Genomic DNA, 12,327 nt, shown 5'->3' with positions numbered 1-12,327 from the left:
CATGGCAGGCACCCGGTTTCCCCTTGAAGTACAACCCATCATCCCCGAGGCGCTCGAACGCCTGGCCGACCTCGCCAACGACCTCGTTTACAGCTGGGAGCGCTCCATCCGCCAGCTCTACGAACGGCTGGACAAGGTACTGTGGGAGGAATGCGGCCACAATCCCAAGGTTTTCCTGCGCCGCGTGTCCCAGCAGAACCTCGACGAGGCGGCCCAGGATCGCTCCTACCTCGAGGACTACCGCCGGGTGATGGCGGCCTACGATTCCTACCGCGAACACCGCGGCCATCCCGAGTTGACCAGGGCGTTCGACCCGAAGAAGGACCTGATCGCCTACTTCTGCCTGGAGTTCGGCCTCCACGAGAGTTTCCCGATCTATTCCGGGGGCCTCGGCATTCTCGCCGGCGACCACTGCAAGGCCGCCAGCGACCTCGGCCTGCCCTTCGTCGCGGTGGGCCTGCTCTACCAGGCGGGTTACTTCACCCAGATCATCGACGGCCAGGGCCAGCAGCAGGTCATCAATACCCCCTCGCATCCCCACGATCTCCCCGTGGTACCGACTCTCACCGAATCCGGCCAGCAGCTGACCCTGGACATCGAGTTTCCCGGTCGCATGCTGAAAGTCGCGGTGTGGACCGCGCGGGTGGGCCATATCAACCTCTACCTGCTGGACACCAACCTGCCGGGCAACAGCGAGGCCGACCGGCACATCACCCACCAGTTGTACGGCGGGGATCGGGAGATGCGCATCCAGCAGGAACTGGTGCTCGGCGTGTGCGGGGTGCGCGCACTGCGCGCACTGGGGCTGCGGCCGACGGCCTGGCACATCAACGAGGGCCACGCAGCCTTCCAGCTGCTTGAACGCTGCGCTTTCCGCATGCGCGAGGGGCTGGACTTCCTCAGTGCGATGGAACTGGTCGCCGCCGGCACGGTATTTACTACCCACACCCCGGTGCCGGCCGGCCACGACATCTTCGATCACGAACTCGTCGCCCGCTACCTGACGCCGATGGCCCACGCCCTGGGCATGACGCTCGAGCAGCTGTTCGCGCTCGGCGTCACCAGCGGGGACGGCTTCAACATGACCACCCTGGCACTGCGCTGTACCCGCTTCCACAACGGCGTCAGCCGGATACACGGCGGCGTCGCCTCGGACATGGAGCGCCAGATCTGGCCGCAGATTCCCCCGGAGGAGAACCCCATCGGCTACGTGACCAACGGTGTTCACCTGCAGACCTTCCTCGCCCCCGACTGGATCAGCCTGTTCGACCTGCGCCTGGACGACTGGCGCAACGAACTGCTCAACGAGGATTACTGGCAGCGCCTCGACGACGTTCCCAACCACCATTACTGGAGCATCCACAAGGCGCTGAAATCCGAACTGCTGGAACGGGTTGCCGCCAGCGTGGAAAAGCAGCAGCGCCGCAATGGCACTTCCGACGCGGTCATCAAGCACATGCTGCGCTACCTGGTGGAGCCGGAATCGGACCTCCTGGTGATGGGCTTCGCCCGCCGCTTCGCCACCTACAAGCGCGCCGGCATGCTGTTCGCGGACCCCGGGCGCCTGGCGCAGTTGCTGGGCAACCCCGAGCGACCGGCCATCATCATCTTCGCCGGCAAGGCCCATCCCAAGGACCAGCCGGGCCAGGCGCTGATCAGGCAGATCCACGAATTCTCCATGCGGCCGGAATTCATCGGCAAGATATTCCTCCTCGAAGGCTACGACCTGGCGCTCGCCCGGCAGATGGTCGCCGGTGTGGACGTGTGGCTGAACACCCCGGAATACCCCCTGGAAGCCAGCGGCACCTCCGGCCAGAAAGCCGGCCTCAACGGCGCGGTCAATCTCAGCGTACTGGACGGCTGGTGGGGCGAGGGTTACGACGGCACCAATGGCTGGGGCATTACGCCCCGCGGCGGCCAGTTTGACGAACACCATCGCTTCCTCGAGGAAGCCCGGGACCTGCTCGACATCATGGAACACGAGGTGTTTCCCACCTACTACGACGGCAACAGCGGCGGCTATTCCTCCGAGTGGGTTGCCCTGTCGAAATCCTCGATGAAATCGACCATTCCGCGCTTCAACGCCCAGCGCATGCTGCGCGACTACGTGACCCAGTTCTACACCGCTGCCCGCGACCAGCGGCAGAAACTCGAAGCCAATGACGCCGCCCTTGCGAAGGAACTGGCCGCGTGGAAGCTCAAGGTGCGCGCCGCCTGGCCCCAGGTGAGTATGGAACTGCTGGTCCAGCCGCCGCTGGTCGTCCACACCGACGGCCAGATCATGCTGCGGGTGCGCGCCCTGCTCGACGGGCTTGCCGCCGATGACGTGCGGCTGGAGTGCCTGCTGGGCCGCCAGGACGAATCCGGTGCATTCTCCGTCGAGCTCACCAGTGAGCTCTCTCCCCTGGAAAAGGAGGGCGACTACCAGATATTCGGGCTGGATATGGATCCCCAGCTGGCGGGCCTGCAGTACTACCAGCTTCGCATGTATCCCTACAATCCCGCGCAGAGCCACCCCTTCGAACTGGGCGCGATGATCTGGATCTGATCCGGCCGGCACCGGCTGGTGTGCCGGGGCACCGGGCACTCCAGCGGTGTTGCTGTAGCGCTTGCTCCGCGTCGGTAATTTCCGGCTACACTTGTACCCTCGGTACCAGTCGCCGGAGACCACGATGCAAGGCAACCCCGCTTTCCAGGACCTGATTCCCAACAACCACTGTTTCGGCTGCGGACCCGATAACCACAACGGCCTGAGGATCAAGAGTTACTGGTCCGGAGAAGACGAATCGGTCTGCCACTTCAGCCCCGCCAGCTTTCACTCGGCCGGACCGGAGCGTTACCTGAACGGCGGCATTATCGCCACCGTGATTGACTGCCACTGCGTGGGCACCGCCATCGCCAAGGCCTACCAGATGGAGGGCCGGGAAATCGGCGCGGGCGAGACTATCTGGTTTGTCACCGGCAAACTGGACGTTTCCTACCGCGCGCCGGTGGAAATCGCCGCCGGGGCATCGCTGAAGGCGACGGTCACCGAGGCGCGGGAAAACAAGATAAGCCTCGACTGCCAGCTCAGTTCCGGGGGCGTACTCTGCGCCCAGGGCCTGGTCATCGCGGTCAGGGTTGGCGGCGCCTGGTTCGAGTAAGCCCCGGGATACTGCGCGCCAATCCACCGGGGGCGATGGATGCCCGGACGAGCGACTGTACAAACGCAATCGATTCATCGAAGATGCAGTGAAAGACTAATAAATAACCAGCAAGGCCCAGCGATGTTCAAGCAAATCTGTTTTTTCAAAAAGCGCCCGGACATGACTGCCGAGGAATTCATGGACTACTACGAGAACCAGCACTCGCAGCTGTCCAAACGTATGGGGCGCTCCCCTTCCATCCCCAACGCCGTGCGCTACGTGCGCCGGTACCTGCACGCGGAAAAGAACCCGGTGACCGGCGAGGTCCACGACCCGGGCTACGACTGCATCATGGAAATCTGGTGGAACAGCCGCGAGGATTTCGAGAACTCGCAGAAGATCATCGGCAGCCCGGATCGCCTGCAGGCGGTCAAGGACGACGAAGCCAGGCTGTTCGCATCCCACGCCAACCCGGTATGCAGTGTCGTCGAATACGACTCGCCGATGGGCCCCAATGGCGAGGCCACCCATGTCGAGTTGAGTTACCGGGACTGAGTGCGATCAGTCGCCTTGCGCGGGCTTGGCGAGGCGCAACAAACGCCCTTCAGAACCCTTGGACCCGTCTTCCAGCAGCCAGAGGCTGCCGTCGGGCGCCTGCTCCACCTCGCGGATGCGCGCGCCCATAGCGAAGCGCTCCGCTTCCCTGGCGCTGTCACCCGCAAACTGGATACGCACCAGGGATTTCGACGAAAGCCCGCCGATGAAGGCGTTTCCGCGCCATTGGGGAAATTCCTCGCCGTCATAGAAGATCAGGCTGGAAGGTGAAATCACCGGTGACCAGGCGATTATCGGTGCCGCGAATTCCGGACGCGTGTCGTGGTCGGGAATGTCGATGCCAGAATAGTGCCGCCCCTCGGACACGATGGGGTAACCGTAGTTTTCCCCGCGGACGATACGGTTCAGCTCGTCGCCGCCGGACGGTCCCATCTCCACTTCCCAGAGCTGGCCGCTGCCATCGAAGGCGAGGCCAAGGGGATTGCGGTGACCCAGCGTCCAGACCTGGGCGGCGACTCCACCCCGGTTGGCGAAGGGATTGTCCCCGGGCAGGCTGCCGTCGTCGTTGAGTCGGATAATCTTGCCGAGGTTTGCGCCCATATCCTGGGCTGGATCGAATTTCTGCCGTTCACCGGAGCTGATCCAGAGCTTGCCGTCTGCTCCGAAGGCGATGCGGTGGCCATAGTGACCAGCGCCGGAAACTTTCGGCACCTGCCGCCAGATCACCTGCAGTTCGGTCAGCTGGCCACCGCCCGCCGAATCCAGTTGCAGGACACCGCGCGCAACAGCCGCGCCATAGCCACCCGCGCCTTTCTCGGCATAACTGAGGTAAACAAGGGAGTTCCGGCCGAAGTCCGGGTGCAGGACGACATCGCCCAATCCACCCTGGCCGCTGAAGGCCACATCCGGCACACCGGCCACCTCGCCGATCACGCCGGCGTCGTCATAGAGTTTCAGGGTACCCGCTTTCTCGGTGACCAGCAGGCGGCCATCGGGAAGGAAAGTCATGGCCCAGGGCTGGTCGAAGTCAGCCTTGACGGTCACCGCGAATGGATGGTCCGGCGCTTCGGCCGCACAGGCACTGAGGGAGAGCGCTGCCACCAGCGAAAGCAACAGGCTGGTGGCGAATAAAGTAAGGGAATGGTGGGAAGCGGCGAGTGATTCAGGTGGAATCCGGGTCGGGGCTGGCATTCACGAATACATCAAAAACTGGGGCCCCAATCCTAGCAGGCTTTCACCTGCAATTCAGGCTGAAAATCCTCTGTCCGGGTTTCGTCGAGCAGGGCCGACAGGCTCACCCGGATAAAGGGTTCCGGCATGTCTTCCAGCATCATCGCCCGGGCAGCCAGTTTGAGGTAATCGCCCTTGCCGGGATCTTCCTGCTGCGACGCGTCCTGGTACAACAGGGCGCACTCACAGGCCAGGGCCATGGCGACGTTTTCCACGCGCCCCATCTCCAGGGCAGCAAGACTGGCCGCCATCCGCTGCGGGTTGCTGAGCGCCGCCTTCAGTTCCAGTGCCCGAAGCTGGGAAATCAAACCTTCGTCGAGCAGGCCCTGTATCGCCTTCGCAGACGCGCAAGTGTACATCCAGTCACGGTGCAGTTCTGTCAACATGGGAAGCCTCCGATGCCATTAAGGGTCTTGCGTCTCGTGGCAGTGATCCACTGCCCCCGACACTTCCATGCTAGACCCGGGTCGCAACTTCCCACATGACGCTGCGCGCCAAAAACGTGGCCTGCGCCGCCACTTCAGTCCCGCAGCAGGACAGCGACCTCCGCGCCGGGGTGCAACTCGGCGCACCGCCGGGCCGCGACCTGTGCCCGGACGCCACTGGCACAGAAAAACACCAGCCGCCCCGCTTGCGGGAGCAGTTCCCGGTAGGCAGGGTCGCCAAGGTACCCGGGCAGGTGCAGTGCGCCTTCCACGGCATCCGTCGCGCGCTCCGGGTCCGAACGCACATCCACCAGTTGGTCCGTCGACCGCAGGTCCACGCTGGCCAGTAGCGGAATGCGGGTGCATGCTCCAGGCTCGGCTGCGCCCTGGAAATCCAGGGTGGCAAAGCGGTTGTGCCAGAAATCCACGGTGAGCAGCTTGCCGGTCAATGCACTGCGTGATGCGACCAGCAGCTTGATAGCTTCCTGTGCCTGCATCGCGCCCAGCGCGCCAACTGCGGTACCCAGTACGCCATTGCTCTCGCAGTTGCCCGCCGCCGCGGGCACCTCGGGAAACACCGCCCGATAACTGGGCGCTGTGCCGCAAAAGACGCCGAGCTGGCCGCGCTGGCCAAGCAGTGCGGCGTAGACCAGCTGTTTGCCCGCCGCCAGACAGCTATCGCTCAGCAGGTAGGTCACGGTGAAATTGTCCGCGGTATCGAGGACCAGGTCGTGTTCCGCCACCAGCGTCGCCACGTTGGCATCGCGCAGCCGCTCCCGGCAGGCGGTTATGGAGATTGCGGAATTCAGCCCGCGCAGGTGACGCGCCGCAGCGGCCACCTTGGCCGCGCCGATATCCTCCTCGCGGTAGAAGACCTGCCGGTGCAGGTTGTGCAGCTCCACCACGTCGTGATCGACCAGGGTGATATGCCCAACTCCGGCACCGGCAAGATAGGCCGCCGCCGGAAGCCCCAGGCCGCCGACACCCACAACCAGCACCCGGGCAGCACCCAGGCGCTGCTGCCCGTCCTCGCCGATATCCGGCAGGCGGGTCTGGCGGGAGTACCGTTGTGTGTCGCTCATTGCGCTTCAGCCACCCTGCATCGGGGAGACGATTTCCACCACAGTGCCCTCGTGGATCAGGGTGTGTTCGCGCCCGCCGCGGGAGACGAATACGCCATCCACTGCTGTCGCAACCTCGCCTTCGCTGAAATCCAACTCGCGGACCAGGTCCTCGAGGGTCTCCGACCCGGTGAGGCGCCACTCACCATTAACCAGTATTTTCATGCTGCTGATTCCTCGTCCTTTACGGGTTCGACATTGGTTCCCACCCCCCGGTCGCGCGCAGGCTGGACGCCAGCCTGCGCACCGCCCGGCGGTAATCCGCCGCCTCGGTAATTGCCCGGACCACGGCGATACTGCCGACACCGGTGGCCGCCACCGCCGCCGCGCGAGCTTCATCGATACCCCCGATGGCCGTCAGCGGATAATGCCCGCCGAGGGTATCCACCCATTGTTGCAACTGGGCGAGGCCCTGGGGTGCAAAACGCATAGCCTTGGTGGTGGTGCTGTAGATCGGGCCCAGGGCGATATAGGAAGGTTTCAGGGCGTGGGCCCTGGCCAGTTCATGCCAGGCGTGATTGCTGAGGCCCAGCCGCAGGCCGGCGTCGGCGATAGCCGCCAGGTCGGCGGTGGCGATGTCTTCCTGGCCGAGATGCACGCCGTAGGCCCGGTAGTCGATGGCCAGCTGCCAGTAATCGTTGATAAACAGCTGTGCGCCGTATCTGCGCTGGGCGGCAACCGCCCTGCGGATGCTCTCGCGCAGCGCGTGTTCTTCAGCATCCTTGACGCGCAACTGTACCGTGGATACGCCCTCGGCAAACAGTTTTTCCACCCATTCGGCGGAATCGACCACCGGGTAGAGCCCCATGGGCACAGTATCCATCGCGGGGAACTCCACGGATTGTGTGTCGCCGGGAAAGCGGGACCACAGGCCCGGCAGGTCCGCGAGTTGCGCGGTCCAGCTACCGTGGTCCACCGCGCCGCTGCCGCCAGCCAGTGCCCGCGCATGGCGCAGGCCGTGGCCGACGACCATCCTGCCCAGTACGACGGCGTCTTCCAGCGCGTAACCCCGGCCCAGGGCGGCGGCTATCGCCGACGACAGGGTGCAACCGGTGCCGTGGCTGTGCGGCGTCGGGATACGTTCCCCGCGCAACCAGAACGCCATTCCGGCAGTGCAGAAATAGTCGTAACAATAGCCGTCACCGAGGTCGAGATGCCCGCCGGTGACCAGCACTGCGCCGCAACCGAGCCGCAACAGGTACCGGGCCGCGGCCTCCACCTGCCCCGGGCCGTCGATGGCGAAGCCGCACAGGCGCTCCGCCTCGTCCCGGTTGGGCGTCAGCAGGCTGATCCGCGGCAACAGTTCCCGGTAGCCTGCGATCCCGTCATCATCCAGCAAAGTACCGCCGGCAGAGGCCGCCAGTACCGGATCGCAGACCACCGGGACGTCGACCTGCTGCAGGTACTCGCCCACCAGCGCCTGAATATCGCTACTGGCGAGCATCCCCAGCTTTACCGCGGCCGGGGGATAGCATTCGCGCAGGGAGGCCAGGCTGGCGCGCACCTGTTCCAGCGGCGTGGCGGTCACTCGCTGGACGCCATTGCGGTTCTGCGCGGTGAGCGCAGTGATCACGCTGCAGCCGTATACGCCGAGGTCGCGAAAGGTCGCGAGGTCCGCCTCCACCCCTGCCCCGCCACTGCAATCGGAACCGGCGATGGCGTAGACGACTGGCTGCATTGTTCCTGTATCCATCGACTGCCTCACTGCTGCCAGAACGGGGTGCCGAGCACCGGGGTACTGGGTTCGGCCGTCTGGCGTTTGGGCATCGCGCCCGCCAGCCAGGCCGTACGACCGGCCTCGACACCGGCACGAAAACCGCGCGCCATGGCTTCCGGGACGGCGGCCCGCGCCACGGCGGTATTCAGCAGCACTGCGGTACAGCCCATTTCCATCGCGGCTGCGGCGTGCGAGGGCACGCCGAGTCCGGCGTCGACAATCAGCGGCACTGCAGGCAGCCGGGCGCGCAGGGTTTCCAGCGCATAGGGGTTGACGAGGCCCTGCCCGGTGCCGATCGGCGCGCCCCAGGGCATCAGCACCTCGCAGCCGGCGTCGAGCAGGCGCTGGCAGAGCACGAGGTCGTCGGTGCAGTAGGGAAATACCGCAAAGCCGTCGGCGACGAGTTCGCGAGCCGCTTCCACCAGTTGGAAGGGGTCCGGCTGCAGGTTGTAGTCGTCGCCGATCACTTCCAGCTTGATCCAGTTGGTATGGAATATTTCCCGGGACATCTTCGCCAGGGTGACCGCTTCCCGTGCCGAGTGGCACCCGGCGGTGTTCGGCAACAGGCGCCGGTCCAGCCTGCGAATAAAATCCCAGATGGTATTGCCTCCGCCGTTGGCCGGCGCCTGCCGGCGCAGCGCCACGGTAACCACCTCGGCGCCACTCGCCGCCACGGCCTGCTGCATGACCTCGGGCGAGGGGTACAGGGCAGTGCCGAGCAACAGGCGGCTGTGCATCTCGACGCCGTAGGCTGACCAGCTGTCGTTCATCGGTTGGGCTCCTTCGCCACCTGGCCAGGTGGCTCTCGGTAGTGTTCAAGTTGTATCGGCGGGCAGACTTCGCTGCCCTCGATGGCGGCGAGGACGCTGCTCACCAGGGCCGGGGCGAGCAGGAATCCGTGCCGGTAGAGCCCGTTGACCTGCAACAGTCCCTCGCGCTGGATAATTCGCGGCAGGTTGTCGGCGAAAGCCGGGCGACAATGGGCGCTGGCTTCCAGCACCTCCGCCTCGGCGAACCCGCTGTGCAGCGTGTACAGCGCAGAGAGCAGCTCGAGACTGGAGCGCACGGTCACCGGCGCCATCGATTCGCTTTCGATTTCGGTAGCGCCAATGATGTAGACACCGGCCGGGCGCGGCACCACGTACAGCTGGTAGCGCGGATGCATCAGGCGTACGGGCCGGCCCAGCCGTACCTCGGGCGCGCGAACCCGCAGTAATTCGCCGCGTACGCCGCGGAAATTTTCCAGTTGCTGCCTGGCGCCAAAGCCGCGGCAATCGAGCACCAGGTCGAAGCGTTCTTCACCTCCGGCGCAGCGAATTTGTCCCGCAGCAACCACGAGAATTTCCCGGCCCACCTGCCACCGACCACCCAGTGCGTCGATCGCATCACCCAGTGCCAGATACAGGGCGCGGTTATCCACCCAGCCTTCCCGGGGCAGCAACAGCGCCTCGGAGAATTCCTTCAGCGCCGGTTCCAGCAGCGCGACCTGCTCGCGCTGCAACCACCAGCTGTCGCCCTGTATTTCCGTCTCCAGCCCGCGCAGGCGGCGATGAAACCAGTGCAGGTCCGCCCGGTCGCCGCTGTGGGCAACGACCAGGCTGCCATCGATACGCAGCGGGACTTCGCGGCTACTGTGCTCGGCCAGCAGCTCCAGCCACCGGGGCCATTGCTCCAGGGCCGCGAGACCGGGTTCCAGGACTTCCGGCCCCACGGTAACCGCCTCGCTGTAGGGCGCCAGCATGGCCGCCGCAATGTGTCCCGCAGACTGTGCGCCACTGGCATCGCGGTCGAACAAGGTCACCGCGTGGCCGCCGCGCAGCAACTGCCAGCCGAGCAGGCGCCCGCAGAGTCCGGCGCCGGCGATACCGATATTCACTGCGCGCGCTCCGGCGGCACGCCTGCAGCCTCCCCGGCTTCCCGGTACAGTTCACCACCTGAGGCGCGGAATTCCGCGGACTTGCGCTGCATTTCGGTATCGAGGTCGACCATCCGAATGGTTTCACCGGCGACCTCATAGCCATTTTCCGCCGCATAGTCGCGCACTTCCCGGGTGATTTTCATCGAGCAGAATTTGGGGCCGCACATCGAACAGAAATGGGCGACCTTGGCCGACTCCTTGGGCAGGGTTTCGTCGTGGTAGGCGCGTGCGGTGTCCGGGTCCAGGGCGAGATTGAACTGGTCCTCCCAGCGGAATTCGAAACGCGCCTGTGACAGGGCGTTGTCGCGCAGCTGCGCGCCGGGATGTCCCTTGGCCAGGTCCGCCGCGTGGGCGGCGAGCTTGTAGGTGATGATCCCGGTTTTCACATCGTCCTTGTTCGGCAGCCCCAGGTGCTCCTTGGGTGTGACGTAGCAGAGCATGGCGGTGCCGTACCAGCCGATCATCGCCGCACCGATGCCGGAGGTGATGTGGTCGTAGCCCGGCGCGATATCGGTCGTCAGTGGTCCGAGGGTATAGAAAGGCGCCTCGTGGCAGTGCTCCAGCTGCTTGTCCATATTGGCCTTGATCATGTGCATCGGCACATGACCCGGACCCTCGATCATTACCTGTACATCGTGTTTCCAGGCGATTTGTGTCAGTTCACCCAGCGTTTCCAGTTCGCCGAACTGGGCTTCGTCGTTGGCGTCCGCCAGGGAACCGGGGCGCAGGCCATCACCCAGCGAGAAGCTCACGTCGTAGGCTTTCATGATCTCGCAGATTTCCTCGAAGTGGGTGTAGAGGAAATTTTCCCGGTGGTGGGCGAGGCACCACTTGGCCATGATGGACCCGCCGCGGGAGACGATCCCGGTCACCCGCTTCGCGGTCAGGGGCACGTAGCGCAGCAGTACGCCCGCGTGGATAGTGAAGTAATCGACACCCTGCTCCGCCTGCTCTACCAGGGTGTCGCGGAAAATCTCCCAGGTAAGGTCCTCGGCCACACCGTCGACTTTTTCCAGTGCCTGGTAGATCGGCACGGTTCCCACCGGTACCGGGGAATTGCGCACGATCCATTCCCGGGTTTCATGGATGTTGGCCCCGGTGGACAGGTCCATCATGGTATCGGCGCCCCAGCGGATACCCCAGGTCAGTTTGGCGACTTCCTCCTCGATGGAGGAACCCAGCGCCGAGTTGCCGATGTTGCCGTTGATCTTGACGAGGAAATTGCGGCCGATAATCATCGGTTCGATTTCCGGGTGGTTGATATTGGCGGGGATGATCGCCCTGCCCGCGGCGATTTCACTGCGCACGAATTCAGCGGTAATCGCCTCGGGAATCCCGGCGCCGAAGGCCTCGCCCGGGTGTTGTTTCCCGAGGTCCCCCAGTTCGCGCGCCTGCTGCAGGCCCATATTCTCGCGGATGGCAACGTACTCCATCTCCGGCGTAATAATGCCCCTCCGCGCGTAGTGCAACTGGGAGACATTGCGCCCGCCTTGCGCGCGGCGCACCGGTCGCGTCAGGTCGAACCGCAGGTGGTCCAGTGCCACGTCAGCCAGGCGTTCGCGGGCGAAGGCGGAACTTCCCGCGGGCAGGATTTCACTGTCATCGCGTTCCGCGATCCAGTGTTCCCGCAATGCGGGCAGGCCCTTGCGGATATCGATACTGGCACTGGGATCGGTATAGGGACCGGAAGTGTCGTAGACCCGGATTGACGGGTTGGCGCGCTGTTCGGTGGCGCCGCCAGCCAGCGCAACGGTCGTCGGCAGCTGGCTGATCTCGCGCATCGCGACCTGCAGGTCGGGCCGTGAACCCTGTACGTGAATCTTTCGCGAGGCGGGAAATCCCTGTAGCGAATCCATATCCGCCTGTGCTTCCCGGCTGAGTACTTTCAGGTCCTGCTGGCGCCCCATGGCGATATCCTCCGTGGCGTGTGCAACGCCGGGGTGGATTGGAAAGATGCCTGTGGGAAAGCGGCCTGCGTACACGCCACCCGGGACGGGTGGCGACGCACGAAGTGACTCTCTTGTTCCCTACGCAGGTACTAGCCTGGTCAGGTTCCACGGGTGATCTCTCAGCCTGGCAAGCAGGCACCCCGACAAGAATGTTGGCGCCACACTAATCAATCTCTGTTGCCAATGCAAGACTCGACAAGTGTGGCACCTTACCCGCCAGCGCCAGGACGACTGGTGAGCACTGTCACAAAAAGCTCAACAATCTGGGCAGAAAATAACGGAATACC

The 12,327-nt window shown here is 64.5% G+C and carries 11 protein-coding genes and 1 riboswitch; of the genes, 3 read left to right on the top strand and 8 right to left on the bottom strand.

Translation table 11 applies throughout. The features are described from left to right. Position 1 precedes the first annotated feature (1 nt). From glgP to ACNKU3_RS04170, 3 genes are all read left to right on the top strand, one after another. Complete coding sequence (gene glgP / locus ACNKU3_RS04180; protein WP_418258158.1) at positions 2-2,548, top strand: alpha-glucan family phosphorylase; 2,547 nt, start codon at positions 2-4, stop codon at positions 2,546-2,548. 124 nt (positions 2,549-2,672) lie between these two features. Beyond that, the gene (locus ACNKU3_RS04175) at positions 2,673-3,143 is read left to right on the top strand and encodes a PaaI family thioesterase (protein ID WP_418258157.1); all 471 of its coding nucleotides are present in this window, start codon (positions 2,673-2,675) and stop codon (positions 3,141-3,143) included. 123 nt (positions 3,144-3,266) lie between these two features. Further along, a complete protein-coding gene (locus ACNKU3_RS04170; protein WP_418258156.1) occupies positions 3,267-3,680 on the top strand; it encodes an EthD domain-containing protein in 414 nt (137 codons plus the stop codon). A 6-nt stretch (positions 3,681-3,686) separates the two neighbouring features. On the opposite strand, the gene ACNKU3_RS04165 is transcribed toward ACNKU3_RS04170, so the two are convergent. From ACNKU3_RS04165 to thiC, 8 genes are all read right to left on the bottom strand, one after another. After that, on the bottom strand, positions 3,687-4,871 hold the full coding sequence (locus ACNKU3_RS04165) for a PQQ-dependent sugar dehydrogenase (RefSeq protein ID WP_418258155.1): 1,185 nt from the start codon (positions 4,869-4,871) through the stop codon (positions 3,687-3,689). 32 nt (positions 4,872-4,903) lie between these two features. Further along, positions 4,904-5,296 (bottom strand): hypothetical protein, encoded by a 393-nt coding sequence (locus tag ACNKU3_RS04160; protein WP_418258154.1) that lies wholly within the window; start codon positions 5,294-5,296, stop codon positions 4,904-4,906. Between the two features lie 134 nt (positions 5,297-5,430). Next, positions 5,431-6,417: a ThiF family adenylyltransferase gene (locus tag ACNKU3_RS04155; RefSeq protein WP_418258153.1), complete on the bottom strand. Its 987-nt coding sequence runs from the start codon at positions 6,415-6,417 to the stop codon at positions 5,431-5,433. Positions 6,418-6,423: 6 nt separating this feature from the next. Continuing rightward, a complete protein-coding gene (thiS, locus tag ACNKU3_RS04150) occupies positions 6,424-6,621 on the bottom strand; it encodes a sulfur carrier protein ThiS (protein ID WP_418258152.1) in 198 nt (65 codons plus the stop codon). Between the two features lie 19 nt (positions 6,622-6,640). Further along, complete coding sequence (thiE, locus tag ACNKU3_RS04145; RefSeq protein WP_418258151.1) at positions 6,641-8,149, bottom strand: thiamine phosphate synthase; 1,509 nt, start codon at positions 8,147-8,149, stop codon at positions 6,641-6,643. Between the two features lie 8 nt (positions 8,150-8,157). Continuing rightward, positions 8,158-8,943 (bottom strand): thiazole synthase, encoded by a 786-nt coding sequence (locus ACNKU3_RS04140; protein ID WP_418258150.1) that lies wholly within the window; start codon positions 8,941-8,943, stop codon positions 8,158-8,160. Further along, positions 8,940-10,049 (bottom strand): FAD-dependent oxidoreductase, encoded by a 1,110-nt coding sequence (locus tag ACNKU3_RS04135; protein ID WP_418258149.1) that lies wholly within the window; start codon positions 10,047-10,049, stop codon positions 8,940-8,942. The genes ACNKU3_RS04140 and ACNKU3_RS04135 overlap by 4 nt, the downstream gene beginning before the upstream one ends. Further along, the gene (gene thiC, locus ACNKU3_RS04130; RefSeq protein ID WP_418258148.1) at positions 10,046-11,998 is read right to left on the bottom strand and encodes a phosphomethylpyrimidine synthase ThiC; all 1,953 of its coding nucleotides are present in this window, start codon (positions 11,996-11,998) and stop codon (positions 10,046-10,048) included. The genes ACNKU3_RS04135 and thiC overlap by 4 nt, the downstream gene beginning before the upstream one ends. 100 nt (positions 11,999-12,098) lie before the next feature. After that, positions 12,099-12,193: riboswitch (TPP riboswitch) on the bottom strand. Positions 12,194-12,327: the final 134 nt, after the last annotated feature.

The sequence above is a fragment of the Haliea sp. E17 genome (assembly GCF_048323675.1).
Classification (GTDB): Bacteria; Pseudomonadota; Gammaproteobacteria; order Pseudomonadales; family Halieaceae; genus Mangrovimicrobium.
The sequence above is the reverse complement of the archived record's forward strand: the minus strand, read 5'-3'. Positions and strand labels throughout refer to the sequence as shown.

What these genes read in the sequence shown, in the direction of transcription:
- ACNKU3_RS04160 (WP_418258154.1), bottom strand. Translation starts at nt 5,296, where the DNA reads ATGTTGACAGAACTGCACCGTGACTGGATGTACACTTGCGCGTCTGCG.
- ACNKU3_RS04165 (WP_418258155.1), bottom strand. Translation starts at nt 4,871, where the DNA reads ATGCCAGCCCCGACCCGGATTCCACCTGAATCACTCGCCGCTTCCCAC.
- thiS (WP_418258152.1), bottom strand. Translation starts at nt 6,621, where the DNA reads ATGAAAATACTGGTTAATGGTGAGTGGCGCCTCACCGGGTCGGAGACC.
- thiE (WP_418258151.1), bottom strand. Translation starts at nt 8,149, where the DNA reads ATGGATACAGGAACAATGCAGCCAGTCGTCTACGCCATCGCCGGTTCC.
- thiC (WP_418258148.1), bottom strand. Translation starts at nt 11,998, where the DNA reads ATGGGGCGCCAGCAGGACCTGAAAGTACTCAGCCGGGAAGCACAGGCG.
- ACNKU3_RS04140 (WP_418258150.1), bottom strand. Translation starts at nt 8,943, where the DNA reads ATGAACGACAGCTGGTCAGCCTACGGCGTCGAGATGCACAGCCGCCTG.
- ACNKU3_RS04155 (WP_418258153.1), bottom strand. Translation starts at nt 6,417, where the DNA reads ATGAGCGACACACAACGGTACTCCCGCCAGACCCGCCTGCCGGATATC.
- ACNKU3_RS04170 (WP_418258156.1), top strand. Translation starts at nt 3,267, where the DNA reads ATGTTCAAGCAAATCTGTTTTTTCAAAAAGCGCCCGGACATGACTGCC.
- ACNKU3_RS04175 (WP_418258157.1), top strand. Translation starts at nt 2,673, where the DNA reads ATGCAAGGCAACCCCGCTTTCCAGGACCTGATTCCCAACAACCACTGT.
- glgP (WP_418258158.1), top strand. Translation starts at nt 2, where the DNA reads ATGGCAGGCACCCGGTTTCCCCTTGAAGTACAACCCATCATCCCCGAG.